The organism is Microlunatus panaciterrae, assembly GCF_016907535.1.
Lineage (GTDB): Bacteria > Actinomycetota > Actinomycetes > Propionibacteriales > Propionibacteriaceae > Microlunatus > Microlunatus panaciterrae.
This window is the reverse complement of the sequence record NZ_JAFBCF010000001.1, coordinates 3,799,057-3,815,287: the sequence shown is the minus strand read 5'-3', so window position 1 is coordinate 3,815,287 and position 16,231 is coordinate 3,799,057. Positions and strand designations below refer to the sequence as shown.

The 16,231-nt window shown below is 65.1% G+C and carries 15 protein-coding genes; 10 read left to right on the top strand and 5 right to left on the bottom strand.

All coding sequences use genetic code 11. The features are described from left to right. Positions 1-622: 622 nt before the first annotated feature. Positions 623-835 (bottom strand): hypothetical protein, encoded by a 213-nt coding sequence (locus JOE57_RS17385; protein ID WP_204919878.1) that lies wholly within the window; start codon positions 833-835, stop codon positions 623-625. A gap of 256 nt (positions 836-1,091) precedes the next feature. Here JOE57_RS17385 and JOE57_RS17380 point away from each other — a divergent pair, with 256 nt between their 5' ends. After that, complete coding sequence (locus JOE57_RS17380; RefSeq protein WP_204919876.1) at positions 1,092-1,850, top strand: phytanoyl-CoA dioxygenase family protein; 759 nt, start codon at positions 1,092-1,094, stop codon at positions 1,848-1,850. 194 nt (positions 1,851-2,044) lie between these two features. On the opposite strand, the gene JOE57_RS17375 is transcribed toward JOE57_RS17380, so the two are convergent. The 4 genes from JOE57_RS17375 to JOE57_RS17360 all read right to left on the bottom strand — a co-directional run bounded on the left by JOE57_RS17375 (position 2,045) and on the right by JOE57_RS17360 (position 5,782). Further along, positions 2,045-2,650: a GNAT family N-acetyltransferase gene (locus JOE57_RS17375; RefSeq protein WP_204919874.1), complete on the bottom strand. Its 606-nt coding sequence runs from the start codon at positions 2,648-2,650 to the stop codon at positions 2,045-2,047. 504 nt (positions 2,651-3,154) lie between these two features. After that, positions 3,155-3,565 (bottom strand): nitroreductase/quinone reductase family protein, encoded by a 411-nt coding sequence (locus tag JOE57_RS17370; RefSeq protein WP_204919872.1) that lies wholly within the window; start codon positions 3,563-3,565, stop codon positions 3,155-3,157. 510 nt (positions 3,566-4,075) lie between these two features. Continuing rightward, positions 4,076-5,416: an alpha-L-fucosidase gene (locus tag JOE57_RS17365; protein WP_204919870.1), complete on the bottom strand. Its 1,341-nt coding sequence runs from the start codon at positions 5,414-5,416 to the stop codon at positions 4,076-4,078. A 216-nt stretch (positions 5,417-5,632) separates the two neighbouring features. Further along, a complete protein-coding gene (locus JOE57_RS17360) occupies positions 5,633-5,782 on the bottom strand; it encodes a hypothetical protein (RefSeq protein ID WP_204919868.1) in 150 nt (49 codons plus the stop codon). A 799-nt stretch (positions 5,783-6,581) separates the two neighbouring features. On the opposite strand from JOE57_RS17360, the gene JOE57_RS17355 reads away from it, so the two are divergent. The 9 genes from JOE57_RS17355 (at position 6,582) to JOE57_RS17315 (ending at position 16,178) form a co-directional block, all read left to right on the top strand. Next, positions 6,582-7,970, top strand: a complete 1,389-nt coding sequence (locus JOE57_RS17355) for an extracellular solute-binding protein (protein ID WP_204919865.1) — start codon at positions 6,582-6,584, stop codon at positions 7,968-7,970. A gap of 92 nt (positions 7,971-8,062) precedes the next feature. Then, complete coding sequence (locus JOE57_RS17350; protein ID WP_204919864.1) at positions 8,063-8,908, top strand: carbohydrate ABC transporter permease; 846 nt, start codon at positions 8,063-8,065, stop codon at positions 8,906-8,908. Beyond that, positions 8,890-9,825, top strand: a complete 936-nt coding sequence (locus JOE57_RS17345; RefSeq protein ID WP_204919862.1) for a carbohydrate ABC transporter permease — start codon at positions 8,890-8,892, stop codon at positions 9,823-9,825. The genes JOE57_RS17350 and JOE57_RS17345 overlap by 19 nt, the downstream gene beginning before the upstream one ends. Positions 9,826-9,827: 2 nt before the next feature. Continuing rightward, complete coding sequence (locus JOE57_RS17340) at positions 9,828-11,258, top strand: hypothetical protein (protein WP_204919860.1); 1,431 nt, start codon at positions 9,828-9,830, stop codon at positions 11,256-11,258. After that, the gene (locus JOE57_RS17335; RefSeq protein WP_204919858.1) at positions 11,258-12,448 is read left to right on the top strand and encodes a glycoside hydrolase family protein; all 1,191 of its coding nucleotides are present in this window, start codon (positions 11,258-11,260) and stop codon (positions 12,446-12,448) included. Before JOE57_RS17340 ends, JOE57_RS17335 begins: the two co-directional genes overlap by 1 nt. Next, positions 12,445-12,891 (top strand): Rieske (2Fe-2S) protein, encoded by a 447-nt coding sequence (locus tag JOE57_RS17330; RefSeq protein ID WP_204919856.1) that lies wholly within the window; start codon positions 12,445-12,447, stop codon positions 12,889-12,891. The genes JOE57_RS17335 and JOE57_RS17330 overlap by 4 nt, the downstream gene beginning before the upstream one ends. A 15-nt stretch (positions 12,892-12,906) precedes the next feature. Then, entirely contained in the window at positions 12,907-13,860 is a 954-nt protein-coding gene (locus JOE57_RS17325) for a PDR/VanB family oxidoreductase (protein ID WP_204919854.1), read from the top strand. 102 nt (positions 13,861-13,962) lie between these two features. Then, positions 13,963-15,057, top strand: a complete 1,095-nt coding sequence (locus JOE57_RS17320) for an amidohydrolase family protein (RefSeq protein ID WP_204919852.1) — start codon at positions 13,963-13,965, stop codon at positions 15,055-15,057. 8 nt (positions 15,058-15,065) lie between these two features. Beyond that, positions 15,066-16,178, top strand: coding sequence for an amidohydrolase family protein (locus JOE57_RS17315; RefSeq protein ID WP_204919851.1), 1,113 nt, complete (start codon positions 15,066-15,068; stop codon positions 16,176-16,178). The last annotated feature ends 53 nt before the right edge of the window (positions 16,179-16,231 follow it).

The following is a 16,231-nucleotide window of genomic DNA, read 5'->3' as shown; positions in this document are numbered from 1 at the left end:
TCCTAGCACGTCTTGGCGCGCGTGGTACTCGTCGGCGGCCCCGACACGACAACACCACCTACATCTGTTGGTCGCATCCCCGGACGGGAGATTTGACTGGGCGGCGACGCGAAGTGCAATCCAGGCAGCACTGACCGCCGCAGGCGCCACCACGATGCGGGTCGAAGTCAGCGCCGTCGACATGATTCCGACCGGTGCCGCAGGCAAACGCACAGTCGTGGTCGCGCTGTCACCATCCCAGCGCCCAGCCTCAGGCCCCGGCCCGGCAGTTGATTGGGGCCCTTCCAGCCGCCGATGAATTTCCGGTCCCTGATGATGAAATCGCGGAGGGAGCTGAAAGTGCAACCGGGACGGCTCGAGGTCATGATCTCGAGCCAGAGCTCTGCAAGGTTCAGCCAGCGTCCGGGGTGATCTCAAGCGCGGACCTGTGCGATACCGGCTCTTCATCCCTGACAAGGGCAGTAGCGACGTTCTGCTGGGCGACCCCAGGCAGACCGCAGGTCGGGGGGTCGTGCGTGCGGGTCCGAGTATCGGAATCAAGGGTGACTCCGAAGTTGGCCAAATCAGACACTGAGCGTTCCTCATGGCACCGAACCGGTGAGTGGCCAGGGGTAGCCCTTCCTCAGCAGGGCATCCCGTCCCAGTCTGAGAGTCCTTGGTGCATTCCGGGGTTGTGGGATCCACTCATGCCCAGTGTCTGGGCACAGCCGGCGACGTGGTGACCGAAGTCCCGGCCGGTCTGCTCAGCTTGGGCAGTGGCCGCAGGTGACGCCAACAGCACCAGGGCGGCGGTGGCCCTCACAACGACCGTCGAGAGGACTGTGGGCTTGTTCATGATCACTCCTGGCTGCTTGGTGGTTGTTTGAGGAACTGTGTTCCTCAGGATGCAGGTCCAGATGCGCATCTCGGGAGGGACGAAGGTCCTGCCTAAGCTGGGACGGTGCTGCCATCGATGAAGCGGTCGGGGTGACACACGGTTGGCGACCGTCGGGCCCGGTTTTCCTGGTGACGTCAACCTCGAAGTGACAGGACCGCTGAAGCCGAGTTTGCCCGCTAAAGCGAGCGCCCGCACCGATGGTATCTTCGCACGCATGCCGGCTAACGAGCTCACCCAGGCCATGACCGACGAACAGCGATTCCTGTTCGATCTCAACGGCTTTATTGTCGTCCGATCCGCCCTGACAGCCGAGGAGGTGGCTCGCTACCGCGACGGAATCTACCGACTTGCCCGGCAAGATCTTCCCGCCGAACGCTGGACCAGCGACGGTGAGCCGCTCGATCAGATCCGCGTGCAGGCGATCAACCGCGACCCAATGTTTCTCGAGCTCGTCGACCATCCGGTCAGCCTTCCGCTGGTGCAGGAAATTGTCGGCGAGCCGGGCATCCTCATCGACAACGACGTCGAACTCACGCCTCGCAACAACAAGGTGCAAGGCTGGCACCGTGGGATCGGCACCTACGGTTATGCGCTCGACGCTGCCGGCTTTCACTGCACCATGGTCAAGTGCATTTGGTACTTGACCGACTGCGGGCCCGGCGACGGCCCCACTCGCATCGTCCCAGGCAGCCACAAGTCTCTGATCGAGCCGCCGAGCTACAGCGAGCAAGCCGGGCCACCAGGAACGCAGGAGGTGATCGTCGAGGCAGGTGATCTGCTCGTGTTCAGCGAAGCCTGCCTGCACGCCGGCAACCTCAACCAGAGCGGACGAGTCCGGGCCAACATGTACTTCAACTACGGTCCCAGCTGGGTGCAGCCGTGGGAGGGGTACCGGCCGGCCGCGGAGCTCGTCGAGCGGGCAACCGGCGACCGTCGGCAACTGCTCGGCGGCGGTCGTATCTGGGAGGGATAACGCTCGGCAGGCGAATGAACCTGCAAGCAGCCAAACCGGCAGCTGACAGTTCTCGCGCCCCACTGACGGGCTGCCCGGGGCCGACTTGACCGGCTGGACCGTGATCCCACGCCGCTACGGCCGGCTGTACTCAGGCGGGCCAGACGTCCTCACCTGCGTCCCCTGCAACCATCAGGCTCAGGCCGAGACTCGCCCTATTGCGAGGGCTTGTCGCGCGCGGTGTTCTCGTCCGGTGGGCGCATTGCCCACTCAAGCGGCAGCGCCGCGAACCACATCACGTCATGGCGCTGGCCCTGCCAGACGCTCTGGGCCCGCATCGTTCCTTCATACACAAACCCGGCTCGGCGAGCCACAGCCACTGAACTCTGATTGCCGGCGACGACCGTTAAGAAGACGCGAGCTGCTCCCCGCTCGAACAACCAGCGCGTAAGGAGGATGGCCGCACGAGTCGCGTAGCCGCGTCCTCTCGCACTTGGTGCGATCCAGTAGCCGAACTGTGCTACATCCTCTGCGGTCCAGTCGTCGACGCCGCAGGCGCCGAGCAATTCGCCAGATCCCGTGTCCTGGATTGCGAACGCAACGGAGGGTGTCCCAGTCGCAGCGAACGCCTGCCAACTCAACACGAGTTGGTCGATGATGATCTCCGCGTCTTTGATCGTCATCTGCGGAGTCGGGTATCCAAGTCGGTCGTGGCTACCGTTGTAGCGTTGGATTGCCGGGTCCGCGTGGGCTTCCGCCATGAACCAGGCGTCGTCTCTCGACCAAGGCCGCAGTGTGACCACGCCATCGGAAAGCGTCACGCCTGGAGTCTCATCAGGCATTCGACCAGTCTGTCACAGTCCTATCTAGACGCATGGGCCCGAGATCAACTAGGTACTGCTCCCCCACTCACGCACATCTCAAGGCGAGATCGCCGGGCGGACTCTTCTCCATTAAGCGGCGCTTCGCCCCGACCGCCGCTCAGAGAACTGCAGCTTTCGCCACTGTTCTCTGTGACTGGCTCTTATGCGGACTCTATTAGCGGCCCGACACGTCCATGCGTGGAGTAGGTCGTCTGATTCGGGACATCGGGCCGTATCCACCTGATGCGAGTCGATCATCAGGAGGATCTGGGCCCCGTAACAGCGACCTGGAGGATGAGCCGCTGATGCGGCTCAGCACAGTCTTAAGAGTCCGTTGAACCGACAGCCCGCGCCGCACATCGGGACGGTCGCCGGAGCGCTGCGAGACACGGTCACAGAGCGCCCTTTAGCGCCACATGCTGATGCTCCACCACACGCAGCAAGGACATGATTCAGTGACGCCTACGCGGGGGCCTCGTTGGAGGTGTCGAGGACGAATACGGGGTGCGACCCGGGGTCGGGCATCGCGCGAAAGAGACGATCTACGGTAAGCCCCGCCTTGCGCCGGTAGGCCTCGATGACGGCCGCTCGCTCTTCTAAGGGCACCTCATGAGCACGAAAGGACGCACGACCATGAGGACTAGTGAGCTCGCCCTCGCCGCACGCCCGCAGGTTGCGCACCCAGTCGCTCTCGCCGTACGGCGCGACCAGGTAGCGCCGAATGCCGATCTGCACCGGGAGAACAGGCACTCGATGCGCGCGGCCGGTCCGGCGTCCCCTCACAGTGAGGGTCTCCACTCCCCGCGGATGCAGACGGCTCACGAGCGGATTGACCAGACGCCGGGTGAGGACCGGTGGCTTCCGATAGACCATCGCCGATCTCCCTTCTCAACCCAGCCTGCTGCGACAGCAGCCAGTCGGACAGGGTCGAAAGTCCCGGCGCGGGCATCAACGCGAAGTCGCCAGCGCCCGCTTTCTCGATGGGGTGACGACGATGATCTGGCCGAGCCGTCACCGGCCTCATCGTGAACGTCCTCCGCATCGGCCGGCATCGACTGGTCATCATGCGGCTCGTGTACTGAGGTTCAGCGTGACGTCGGTCTACCGCCTCTGATCGTCTCGGCGCGCCTGGCCAAGCGAATCAACACGCCACCGTGCAGGGTCATGATCGCCCGACGGCCCCCACAGGACACCCGACGAACGGGATCGCGCCAGCCAGCAGCCACGCCAACACTGAGCGTCACACTACGGTCGAGATACCTGCCATGCCCCACCCCCTGGCTGAAAGTTCAATCCTGCGAGTCACAACGACGAAGTCCTCGTGCGTGACCGTGAGCGAGGAGGGATTCGGCTCATCGACCTGACGCGCCAACGCATCTCCTGCTACACACCTGAACCGGCGTCGGCGGACGTGCCATGATCTGTCGAAAGTATCCGCTTCTCGTCCCGCGGATCGCGGGGACTACACGCCTGGTCGCCCTCGATAACGACGACGGTGACGTACGGGTTCAGCACATCCTTGGGCACGGTGATCACCAGCTCACCGACCGGATCGGGGACCCGCTGCTCGAGGATAGGCAGTCGAACACCCCACGCCAGCTCCCGGCCAGACGCCAGTTCCGTGACTGAACTGACCTTGCTGGTACGCACTCCGCGGACCGTCACCTTGTCCACAGGATGCATCACAAGAAACGCGTACGTCTTCGAGCCCGACTGCGTTGAGGGACCATAGAACTGCCACGGCTGCAGCCCCGGCCTGACGTCACGGACTGACTCCCCGTTGCTGGACATCCACTCAGCGACCGCCGTCATTCGCTCCACTTGTTCACTGGGCAGCGAACCGTCCCCCGTCGGGCTGAGATTGAGCAGCAGGTTGCCCCCGCGCGACCGGGTTTCGACCAGGGTTCTCAGGATCTCGGCAACGGACTTGTAGTCGGTATCGGTGGGGTTATAGCCCCAGGACTCATTCATGGTCATGCACGTCTCCCATCGTCCGTCCAACGGCACGCTCGGGACGAACTGTTCGGGGGTTGCATAGTCGCCGTGAAGGGGCAGGCGATCGTTCACCAGGATGTTCGGCTGTAACTGGCGAATTATGGCATTGAGGCCATCCACATCCCACTCCTCCGGCGTCCGCTCCCACTGACCGTCGAACCACAGCAGGTCGATCTGGCCGTAGTTTGACAACAGCTCGCGGACTTGACCGTGCATAAAGGTCCGGTAGCGGCGCCAGGCCTCGGGATCAGGACGGGGCGGTGATTCACCCAAAACGTAGGGCCGCATGTCGTCCCGCCAGGCTGGATAGTCAGGGTGGTGCCAGTCGGACAAGGAGAAGTAGAGCCCGACACGGAGACCCTCGGCGCGGAGTGCCTCGACGAACTCCCGAACGATGTCACGGCCGTATGGCGCCTGCATGATGGAATGGTCGGACAGTCGCGTGTCGAAAAGGGCGAAGCCGTTGTGATGCTTAGCCGTCAACACCGCATACCCTGCCCCCCACTCCACCAGCAGCCGAGCAACTGCACGGGCGTCCCATCTCTCTGGGGAGAACGTCCTGCTCAGCGCGTGGTACTCCTCGGCGCCGACCTGCTGACCATTGGGCAACGAGAACACGCCACCGACCATGGGCCAAGAGATCTCCCACCCGGCCTGGCTGGCCGCGTCCCAGTGGAGGAACACTCCCAGACCTGCCGAATCGAACCAATGAGCTTGCTGCTGCACCATGGCCAGTCCCCTCCTGAGAAAGCTAACGAAAGTGTGTCAAGGATCGCATCAGCACGCCACTCCCCCACCGCGAGAGAAGTGTCAGATCAACGGTGGGGTTGACATCCCATCTCTCTGGATGCCCGCGATCAGTCACGGGATCGGGCCGCTCGGCGGAGCCGATTGAGGTCAGGATTCCGTTGTGTGCCAGAGACTCCCCGACCTCATTGACGAAGATCATGATCCGTCGTCGCCGTGGTGAATCAGTCGTTCGCCGATTGGGTGGCCCTGGACCAGCCGGTCGATCATGGTCGCTGCGACGGCCCAGCCGAGGATGCGCTGGGAGAACACGTCGGCCACGAGGGAGAAGGTGTAGCACCATGCCATCGCGACCTTCCCATTCGGTGATGTCCGGAACGGTAGCGGGTGCCGCTGTCGGTCACGATCCGGTGAAGGTGGGTGATGCCGTGGACGGCGAACGAGACCTTCACCCGGGGCCCAGGAGCGCCGCGGCTTTGGTTTCCTTCTCGTCGGGCAGGGTTCGGTGTAGGCGTGCCGGGAGAAGTCGACAACGATCGAGTGCAGGTGGACGTAGCCGCGCCGGACGCCGCCGTTCTTGGCGCGGTTTGCTGCCGGTGTTGGCTGGAGGCGCGGCCGTGGCCCTGCCAGCCGCCGCCATCGGCGATCCGCCCCACCTTCGTCCGGTCAGGTGGGCATGTGGCCGGGCCAGCGGGCGGTGATGTGGCCCCGTCTGCGGTTGGGATCCCGCACCGGTCGAGGAACCGGTGCTGCGACAGGCCGAGACGGTGCAGCCGCCCGGGTCACGGTGCGTCCTCTTACAGCGTCCGCAGCTTCCTTCCGGCGGCGATGGCCCGGTGCCCGTGGACGTCGGTGGTCCACCGCGTCACGCACCATGTGGGCACGCGGCGTCACCTGCGCATCCACCTTCCTGCCTCCAGATCGACGGTCACCCTCACCGTTTTCGCCCATCGGAACTCAATTTCCAAAATTGCTTGACAGGGCGGTCCTGGCGGCGAAGACTATTGAAGACAAAGAGGCGGCCAGAGGCCCCGATGAGGGATTGGGACAGAGAAGCGCTGGTCAGCCGGCGTGAACCGTCGTTGAACCTTCGCCAGGTCCCCCCGCGACATCAAGAGCCAAAGGAGCCATCAGCATGACGTCTGGTTTGCACTTTCCGCGCCGACGACTTTTGCAGGGCGGTCTAGGAATCGCCGCCGGCGTCCTCGGCGGCGGATTGTCCGCCTGCGGTTCGAGCTCCTCCGCTCAGACGCCCAAGGGTTTTACTGAGGTGACGTTCAGCTCTATCGGCGACACGACCGCACAGAAGATGTTCAAGGACATGATCGCGGCCGCGCAGAAGGAGAGCCTGGACGAGCAGAAGATCAAGATCGTCTGGAAGCCGGCTCCCGGCGACGACTGGGCCAGCGTCATGCTGCAGTTCGCCTCCGGCACGACGTCGGACATCCAGCGGATCGACGATGACCGGGTCTACGACCTAGCGACAAGCGGGAAGATCCTGCAGCTGGACAAGATGATGCTCGACCCGAGCCTGGGCTTCGACCTCTCAAAGTACAGTCCGAGCTTCGCCACCAAGGTTGCCGTCGAGGGATACCAATTCTCCGTCACCCCGGCTATGAGCGCCAACGTTCTTTACTACAACAAGAAGCTGTTCAATGACGCGGGCCTCACCGCGCCGACGTCGTGGAGCGAGGCGTGGAGCTGGGACGAGTTCGACGCCGCGGTCAAGAAGCTCACCAAGAAGTCCGGCAACCGGACCGATGTCTACGGTGTGCAGTTCGCGGTAAACACGATCCAGGCCACGGCCTACGGTGCCGGCGACGTCGCGCTCAATGCCGAGCAGACCGAGTGCGGCTACTCGAAGCCCGAGACCCTGGAGGCGATCGATAAGCAGGTTTCCTACATCCGTGAGGGCTACGCCCCCACGGTGGATGTGGACTTCCTGCCGCTGTTCAATGCGGGGAAGCTGGCCATGACCTGGCAGGGGATGGATCTGGGAGCGAAGATCAGCAAGAGCGTCGAATGGGACATTATGCCTTGGCCCAAGACGCCGCTGTTCGCGATGACCAAGAACTATGCCCGCACCTGGGTTATCCCCAAGACGGCCAAGGATCCGCAGGCCGCCTTCCTCGCCCTGAAGGCACTCAGCGGTAAGGCCGCCTCCGAGGTCATGGCCAAAGCTCAGTTCGCCGTGCCGGCCCTGACCGAGGTCGCCAAGGGTTCGGCTTTCACCGACCATCCCTACCCCACCACGCCGAGCGTCTGGGCGGAGACGCTGGGCAACGTCAAGGACCGTTCGGTCGACATCCCGTTCCCGCGCGGCCCGATCGGCACAGCGCTGGCGGACTCGTTTGTGGAGGGTGTGAACGCTAACGGTTTGATGAGCGGCAAGCTGTCGACTGCCGACTACATCAAGATCGGTCGGGCTGCGGTGAACGCGGAGATCAAGAAGCGCAATTGGGACGTCAGCCAGGGAAAGACGCTGCTGGAAAAGGGGGGATCGCTCACCGATCCGGACACGAAAGTGCTCAAGTGATCGCTGAGGGCATGCAGGGCGAGGTGGCATCGTCGGCCAGTCCTGGTCCGCGCCCACGTCGCGGCAAGTCGCGGCGAAACCTCCGAGGGTGGATGTTCATCGGCCCGGTCGTGCTGGGCACCCTGCTGTTCAACGTGATTCCCATCATTCCCACCCTGGTGGCAAGCTTCGCGGACTGGAACGGCCTGACCGCTCCGAGCTTCATCGGGCTGGACAACTACCGGGAGATGTTCAGCGGGGCCGATCCGCTCTTCTCGCGCAGCCTGGTGAACACCATCATCTACACCGCCGGCTACGTGCCCATCGGCATCATTGTGGGCATCGGACTGGCGGTCCTCGTGAACAACCGGCTTCGTGGAATGGCCGTCTTCCGGGCGCTGATCTTCCTCCCGTACGTGACGTCGCTCGTGGCCGTGGGCATCGTGGGCCGGTGGGTGTTTAGTGACCAGTACGGCGTGATCAACGGGGTGCTCGGGCAACTGGGCGTCACCGGTCCACACTGGTTGGGCGAGCGGTCATGGGCGATGGCAGCCGTCATCATCACGGCCATCTGGGCCAACATGGGCTTCAACATGATCGTCATCCTGGCTGGATTGCAGAGCGTACCCGAGTCGCTCGTCGAGGCGGCCACACTCGACGGCGCGGGCCCACTCGCTCGGTTCCTGCACGTGACGGTCCCGTTCCTCACTCCCACGATCTTCCTGCTCACCATCCTGCAGACGATCGGCTCGTTCCAGGTCTTCGCCCTCATCCTCGTCATGACCAGCGGTGGACCGGGAGACGGTACCTACGTTTACATCTACCACCTCTGGTACGAGGCCTTCACACTGCGCAAGATGGGGTACGCCTCGGCGATGGCTGTCGTCCTTCTGGCCATGCTGGTGCTGATCACGATGATCCAGAACCGGCTCTCCAAGAGATGGGTGTTCTACCAGTGACAGCTCAAGGGACCATCGCGAGGACCGAGCACGACGGGTCGGAAGCAGCAGATCCCGCCGGCTCGCAGGAGGACACCCTCCGCAGGCGCCCAAGCAAGATTGCGGCATCCACCGCCACCTACCTCGGCTGCGTCGTGATGGCAGCGATCGCTATCGGACCCTTCATCTGGATGGTGTCGAGCTCGTTCAAGCTGCCCGAGGACGTGATCAGCTTGACCCCGCGGCTGATACCGCAGCCCTTCACCCTGGAGAACTACGCCTATCTGTTCAACAACGGGATCCTGCCGTTCGTCCGGTTCTTCGGCAACAGCGCCTACATCACGATTCTCGTCATCATCGGTCGGCTCTTCGTCTGCGCCCTGGGCGCCTACGGCTTTGCCAGGTTGGAGTTCCGGGGTCGCGACTTCGCCTTCGCCCTATTGCTCGGCTCCCTGATGATCCCCGACATGCTGATGGTGCTGCCGCTGTATTCGGCCTACGTCAAGCTCGGCCTGATCAACACACACTTCCCGCTCATCATCCCGCCCATCGTCGCGAACACCTTCGGCACGTTCCTGCTGCGGCAGTTCTTCATGTCCATCCCGAAGGAGTACGACGAGGCGGCCCTCGTCGACGGGGCCAGCCACTTCCGCATCTTCGCCAGCATCATCCTGCCCCTGTCGAAACCGGCCCTCGCCACACTGGGCGTGCTCACCTTCGTCAACGTGTGGAACGACTTCTTCGGTCCGCTGATCTACCTCAACGATCTCGACAAGTTCACCGTCCCCGTCGGTCTTGCCTTCTTTCAGACCTCCGATAGCACGCAGTACGGCCCATTGATGGCCGGCGCGACGCTGGCCATCATCCCGACGGTCGTGGTCTTCGTGTTCGCGCAGAAGTACTTCACTCGCGGCATCGCGATGACGGGGATCAAGTAGCCATGGCGGACCAGTCGGCAGAGCCGTTCGTCGGCGTGCAGCTGGGTTCGCACAGCGTCTTCGATGAGGGTGTGGAGCATGTGCTAGACACCCTGCAGGAGACAGCACATGTCAATGCCGTGTTCGTCTACAGCCACGCCTATCAGAACTTCATGAAGAACCGTCCCGCGGAAGGCCTGGTTGACCACGGTCAGGGCGTCGGAAACAAGGACCGGGAACTCGGCTACCGCTGGGTGCCGGCGCACGAGGAGTACTACCGGGCGACCGTGCTGCGGCACGCCGACAACTCTGGCACCGTCTACGCCGATCGCGACATCTTCGACGAGCTGGCCGAGCCTGCTCGGGAACGGGGTGTGGCCGTGTTCGGGCGGATGCTTGAGGGACACGAGGAGTTCCTCGCCCGGGCCATCATCAACTGGCCTCAGATTCTGGTGGTCGACGTGTACGGACGTCGGGGGGACGTCCCCTGCTGGAACAACCCCGACTACCGAAGCTGGATGACCGCCACCGTCACCGACGTTTTCGCCACCCACCAACTAGCGGGCTTCAAGTACGGTGCGGAGCGCAGCGGGCCGCTCTCGCAAATGTTCCTCAACCTCAAGGCGCCTGGCTGCTTTTGCGAGCATTGCCAGACGCTAGCGGTCACCCGCGGCATCTCGGTCGACCGGGCCATGCAGGGCTTTCGGGCTGTACACGAGCTCTGCGAACGGTGTGCCCGCGGCGACCGACCCGCGGACGGGGCCTTCGTGTCGCTGGTCCGGCTGCTGCTGCGGTATCCCGAAGTCTTCGCCTGGGAGCAGCTGTGGCACGAGGCGATGGACTCCGGCGCCCAGGAGATGTACGGGACGATCAAGGCCGTGCAGCCGGCCGCCCGGGTCGGCTGGCACGTTTGGCACGGAGTCACCTTCGATCCCTTCTATCAGGCCGAGATGGACTACGCGCGGATGGCGACGTATTCCGACTGGGTCAAGCCCGTCGTCTACCACGACATCGCCGGGGTCCGAATTCAGATCGTCTGCGACCAGCTGGCCCGAACGGTCTTCTCCGACCTGACGCCGCCGGCGGTGCGCACCCTGTTATTCGAGGTGCTCGGCTACGACCCTGACCGGGAGGCGTCCTATCAGGACCTGCCGACCAGCGGCATGTCGGCCAACTATGTCTGGCGCGAGGTCCGCCGCTGTGTCCACAGCTTGGGTGGGAGCACCCCGGTGTACGCGGGGGTGGGGTTCGACGTGCCGACCAACGGCAACCCGATTCGCAGCACGCCCGAGGGGGTGTCCCAGGCCGTCTATCGCGCGTTCGAGGCGGGTGCCGCTGGTCTCCTGGTGTCCCGCGAGTACGACGAGATGCGGCTGGAGAACTTGTGCGCCGTCGGGGCCGCCATCGACCGGGCCGCGCGGGACGGCCTGATCGCGCCGGGAGGAGGACAGTGATGCCGCGGACGCTGGTTGGCATCCACGCCCCGCGCGTCGAGATCGGCAAGGGTGGGCTGGGAGCGACCCTCGACCGTTGGCGGGAGGACGGCGGGGTCGACACGGTGTTCGTCACCACTTGGTCGACGGTCGGCTATGCCGCCACCCCACACTCGCGTTACTACGCGAACACACTGCTCGGCCCACCCGTGGGCCGCGGTGACGCCCTGCAACAGTGGCTGCGAGAGGCGGCAGTGCGCGAGATGGCGGTCTATTCGGCCCTCAGCGAGACGACCGGCCCCGACCAGGCCCGACGGGTCCCCGGCTGGGTCAACGTGCTCGAGGTCGACGTGTTCGGTCGCCGCGGCGATGACCCCTGCTTCCGCAACCCCGACTACCGCAACCTGTGGCTGAGCATCGCCGAGGACCAGGTCAAGAACTACCCCGTAGCCGGCATCTGCTTCGCGCTGGACCGCGCCACCCCACTCACCCACTTCCTGAGTGCTGTGGCCGTCGGCGACCCAGCTCGGCACTGCACGCCCTCGTGTTTCTGCCCGTTCTGCCAGGCCCAGGCCGACCGGCAGGGCATCGACGTCGATCGGGCCCGCGAGGGCTACCGCCAGCTGCTCGACCCCGCCGGGCCGACGGCCGCGGCAGTGGCCGGTGGGGAGAACCCGGCCGTGGTGGTGTTCCGGATCCTGCTGCGCTTCCCCGAGATTGCTGCTTGGGAACAGTTGTGGATGCAGGGCTACCTCGGCCTGCAGCAGCAGCTGTTCGGCACGGTGAAGGCGGTGGCCCCGCAGGTGTCGGTGGGCTGGCTGCTCTCGGAGCAGTATGCGTCGTCGCCGCTCCGCCGCGCTCTGGACCCGCTCGTGGAGCGGTCGCGCTTCACCGACTTCCTGTGCCACGCCACGGTCCGGCGGAATCCGGTCACACGGCCCGTGCTGGGCCTCACGGCTCGCACCGCCGACGCTTTCGCCTCCGACGCACTCGGCGCCACCGTTGCGGGCTTGAGCCCGGCCGAGCCGCAGGAGGGCCGGGGAGGTCCGCCGTGGACCTATGTCCACGTTGGCAGTCCTGCTGACGTCGAGTTGGCACAGGCGGCCGGCGCCGATGGAGTCGTCTATACCGAGGAACTCGCGCCGAGCGAGGCGAGGACACAGATGAAGGCGGTCAGCAAGACCGTCCGGAGAAGAGGAGACAAACCTTGACCAAGTATGTGGTGGCCACCGTGGACGAGATCCCACCGGGCCAGCGGAAGGTGGTCCAGATCGCCCAGCGCTCAGTGGGCGTGTTCAACGTCAAGGGGAAGTACTACGCGATCCGCAACCAGTGCCCGCACGCCGGGGGGCCGATGTGCGAAGGTGTGACCTCGGGCCTGGTGCGCTCCGACAGCCCCGGCACGTATGACTACATCATGCGCGGGGAAATCATCCGCTGCCCCTGGCACGGCTGGGAGTTCGAGATCGCGACTGGCCAGTCCTGGTTCGATCCGGCGAAGACGAAGGTCCGCGCCTACCCGACTGCGGTCGAGTCGGGCGAGAGTCTGGCCCGCAACCCCGAGTTGACGGCCGCTGGGTACGAGCCTGGCCCCTATGCGAGTGAGACGTATCAGGTCGAGGTCGACCGCGACTACGTCATCGTCAACCTCTGACGTCCGGGAGCAGTCATGCATGGAGAGTGCACCACGCCGCTGACGGTGACGTCGTTGCGCTCTGTCGCCGCAGGAATCACCGAGCTCGTCCTGGAGAACGTCGAGGGAGGACCCCTGCCCAGTTGGCAGGCGGGCAGCCACATCGACCTCCAGCTGGGCCCTGACCTGGTCCGCCAGTACTCACTGTGTGGATCGACCGACGACCGGGGCCGCTGGCGGATCGCGGTGCTCCGCGAGCCACAGAGCCGCGGAGGTTCGGCTGCCCTGTGCGAGCGGGTGCAGGTCGGTGACGTCCTGCTGGCCACGGGCCCGCGTAACCACTTCGAGCTGCAGCCGTCGCCGCGTTACCTCTTCATCGCCGGAGGCATCGGCATCACCCCGATCATCCCGATGATCGCGCTAGCTCGGGCGGCAGGTGCCGACTGGCGGCTGGTCTACGGGGGGCGGACGGAGGCGTCGATGGCCTACCGAACGGAGCTCCGGAGCGCCGACCCGGATCGGGTGCTGGAGTGGCCCCAGGACCGGTGCGGGCTGATCGATCTGGACGGTCTGCTGGGGCGCCCAGAGCCGGACACCCTGATCTATTGCTGCGGACCGGAGCCGCTGATCGCCGCGGTGGAGGCCAAGAGCCGCCACTGGCCACCGGGCACGCTGCACGTCGAGCGGTTCGCGCCACGTCCCGCCACCGGCCCGGTCCTGAACGGACCGTTCGAGATCGAGCTGGTCGACAGCGATGCCGTCCTGATGGTGCCGCCGGACATGTCCATCCTCGAGGTGGTCGACCAAGCGGGAATCTACGTCCTGTCCAACTGCGAGGAGGGTACGTGCGGGACCTGCCAGACCACGGTGCTCGGCGGGCTGCCAGATCACCGCGATTCGATCCTGGACGAGGACGAGCGGGCGTCGAACGACACGATGATGATCTGTGTCTCCCGTTCGTTGACCCCGAGGCTGGTGCTCGACCTGTGACAGCGCAACGCGGCCCGGCCGGTACACCCTTCTCAGCACACCGAACCCCAGAACGACACGAGCCGGCGTGGCTCGTGATAGCGACGAAAGTGAGAAGCAGCCATGGACACACTCGCACTGCGTAACTACGCCCGCCCTGCCGAGTGGGACGGTGCGCCGCTGGTGGACACCGACGTGCACCTCAACCTAGACAGCCTCTCCACGCTGTTCCCCTACCTCGAGCTGCGCTGGCGCGACTACATCGTCGAGTCAGGGATGGGTGGGTTGGCGTCCGACCTCTACCCCGCCAACGTACCTAACCTTTATCTAGAGGGGTCACGGCCGGAAAAGGGGCCGGCCGGTTCCAACCTCGACCTGCTCCGCAGCCAGCTCCTCGACCCCTGGAAGCTGCAGTACGCCGTCCTGAACTGCACTTACGGCGTCGACTCGGTGCACAACGACGACCTGGCTGCGGCACTGGCCCGGGCGATCAACCGGTGGCAGCTCGAGGAGTGGCTGCAGCAGGACTCCCGGCTTCGCGGATCGGCGGTTCTCCCGCTGCAGAACCCGCACATGGCCGCCGCCGAGGTGGAGTGGGCCTCCCAATTCAGCGAGTTCGTCCAGGTGACAGTGCCCTCGCGCTCCCGTGAACCACTGGGCCGGCGAGGTTTCTGGCCCATCTATCGGGCTGCGCAGGCGGCAGGGCTGGTCGTCGGGATCCAGGCGGGTGGGATCAGCGGCAACCCCCTCACCCCGGTGGGCTGGCCGACCTACTTCATCGAGGACTACGTCGACGTGCCGCTGGCCTTCCAGGCCCAGTTGCTCAGCCTCGTCGCCGAGGGTGTTTTCGTCGAGTTCCCTGAGTTGAAGGTGGCCACGATCGAGGGCGGCTTCGCCTGGCTGCCGCCGCTGATGTGGCGGTTCGATAAGGACTGGAAGGGTCTGCGGCGTGAAGTCCCCTGGGTGAGCCGCCCACCATCGGAGGTGATCCGCGACCACGTCCGGATGACCATCCAGCCACTGGACGACCCCGAAACACCGGAGTTCCTGGTTGACGTCATCGACCAGCTGCTCTGCGACGAGATGCTGATGTTCTCGACCGACTACCCCCACGCGCACTTCGACGAGCCGGTCGAGTCCATGCCACGAGGGCTCTCGGCCGAGCTGCAGAGCAAGATCATGGCAGGCAATGCGCTCGCCACCTACCGGTTCAAGTGACGGACACCATGACCAACACCGTGCTGGACGAGGGACGTGCCAAGGACCGCACCCCGCGGTTCCCCATCATCGACTGCGACATCCACAACGTGATCTCCCCCGGGTCCCTGGATCCGTACCTGTCCAACCGGTGGCTGCAGCACCACCGCACCTACGGCAGCCGCCAGCACACGGGGGCCATGTATCCCAAGGGCTCACCGGGGGCCGCCCGTGCGGACGCGTCGCCGCCGTCAGGGCTGGCGGCCGGCGCTGACCTCGGGTTCATGCAACAGCAGCACCTGGACCCGATGGGCGTCGAGTTCGGCGTCCTGAACTGCCTCGGGGCCGCCTCGGGCCAGCTGAACGTGGAGTACGGGGCGGCCCTGGCGAGCGCCACCAACGACTGGCAGGTCGACGAGTGGATGGACCAGGACGACCGCCTGCGCGGCGGGATCGTGGTGCCCATGGAGGACGGCGACCTGGCCGCTCGCGAGATCGAGCGCCGGGCCGACAATCCCGCCTTCATCCAGGTCCTGCTGGTCGCCCGGACCTCCGCTCCGCTGGGTGATCGGAGGTATTGGAAGATCTACGAGGCGGCGTCCCGTCACGACCTACCGGTCGGCGTGCACTTCGGTGGCGGGGCCCGAGGAGTGCCGGTGACCGCTGCCGGCTGGCCGTCGTACTACCTGGAGGACCACGCGGTGATGTCCACGGCTTTCCAGGCCCACGTCACCAGCCTGGTGCTGTCGGGGATCTTCGATCGGCTGCCCAACCTGAGGATCGCCCTGATCGAGGGCGGCTTCGCGTGGCTCCCGTCCTTGACCTGGCGGCTGGACAAGCAGTGGAAGCGGCTCCGTTCAGAAGTCCCCGCCCTGAGGCGCCGCCCCAGCGATTACATCGGTGATCATTTCTGGTTCACCACCCAGCCCATCGAGGAGCCGCACCGGCGCGGTGACCTGGCCAAGGTGTTCGAGCACATGGGCGGCGTCGACAAGGTGATGTTCTCCACCGACTACCCGCACTGGGACTTCGACTCACCCACCCACGCCTTCCAGGAGCGGATCCCCACAGCGCAGAAGGAGCAGATCTACTCCGAGAACGCACGCGCCTTCTACCGGTTGCCGGCACGGAAGCCGGCGTAGGTGTGGCCAGGCGTCCGCCCCCTGGGCTCAGCAGCGGAGGAGTTGCCGTGCTG

Coding starts and splice junctions, on each gene's coding strand:
- JOE57_RS17385 (WP_204919878.1), bottom strand. CDS start 835: ATGAACAAGCCCACAGTCCTCTCGACGGTCGTTGTGAGGGCCACCGCC.
- JOE57_RS17380 (WP_204919876.1), top strand. CDS start 1,092: ATGCCGGCTAACGAGCTCACCCAGGCCATGACCGACGAACAGCGATTC.
- JOE57_RS17370 (WP_204919872.1), bottom strand. CDS start 3,565: ATGGTCTATCGGAAGCCACCGGTCCTCACCCGGCGTCTGGTCAATCCG.
- JOE57_RS17365 (WP_204919870.1), bottom strand. CDS start 5,416: ATGGTGCAGCAGCAAGCTCATTGGTTCGATTCGGCAGGTCTGGGAGTG.
- JOE57_RS17360 (WP_204919868.1), bottom strand. CDS start 5,782: ATGGCATGGTGCTACACCTTCTCCCTCGTGGCCGACGTGTTCTCCCAG.
- JOE57_RS17350 (WP_204919864.1), top strand. CDS start 8,063: ATGTTCATCGGCCCGGTCGTGCTGGGCACCCTGCTGTTCAACGTGATT.
- JOE57_RS17345 (WP_204919862.1), top strand. CDS start 8,890: ATGGGTGTTCTACCAGTGACAGCTCAAGGGACCATCGCGAGGACCGAG.
- JOE57_RS17340 (WP_204919860.1), top strand. CDS start 9,828: ATGGCGGACCAGTCGGCAGAGCCGTTCGTCGGCGTGCAGCTGGGTTCG.
- JOE57_RS17335 (WP_204919858.1), top strand. CDS start 11,258: ATGCCGCGGACGCTGGTTGGCATCCACGCCCCGCGCGTCGAGATCGGC.
- JOE57_RS17325 (WP_204919854.1), top strand. CDS start 12,907: ATGCATGGAGAGTGCACCACGCCGCTGACGGTGACGTCGTTGCGCTCT.
- JOE57_RS17320 (WP_204919852.1), top strand. CDS start 13,963: ATGGACACACTCGCACTGCGTAACTACGCCCGCCCTGCCGAGTGGGAC.
- JOE57_RS17315 (WP_204919851.1), top strand. CDS start 15,066: ATGACCAACACCGTGCTGGACGAGGGACGTGCCAAGGACCGCACCCCG.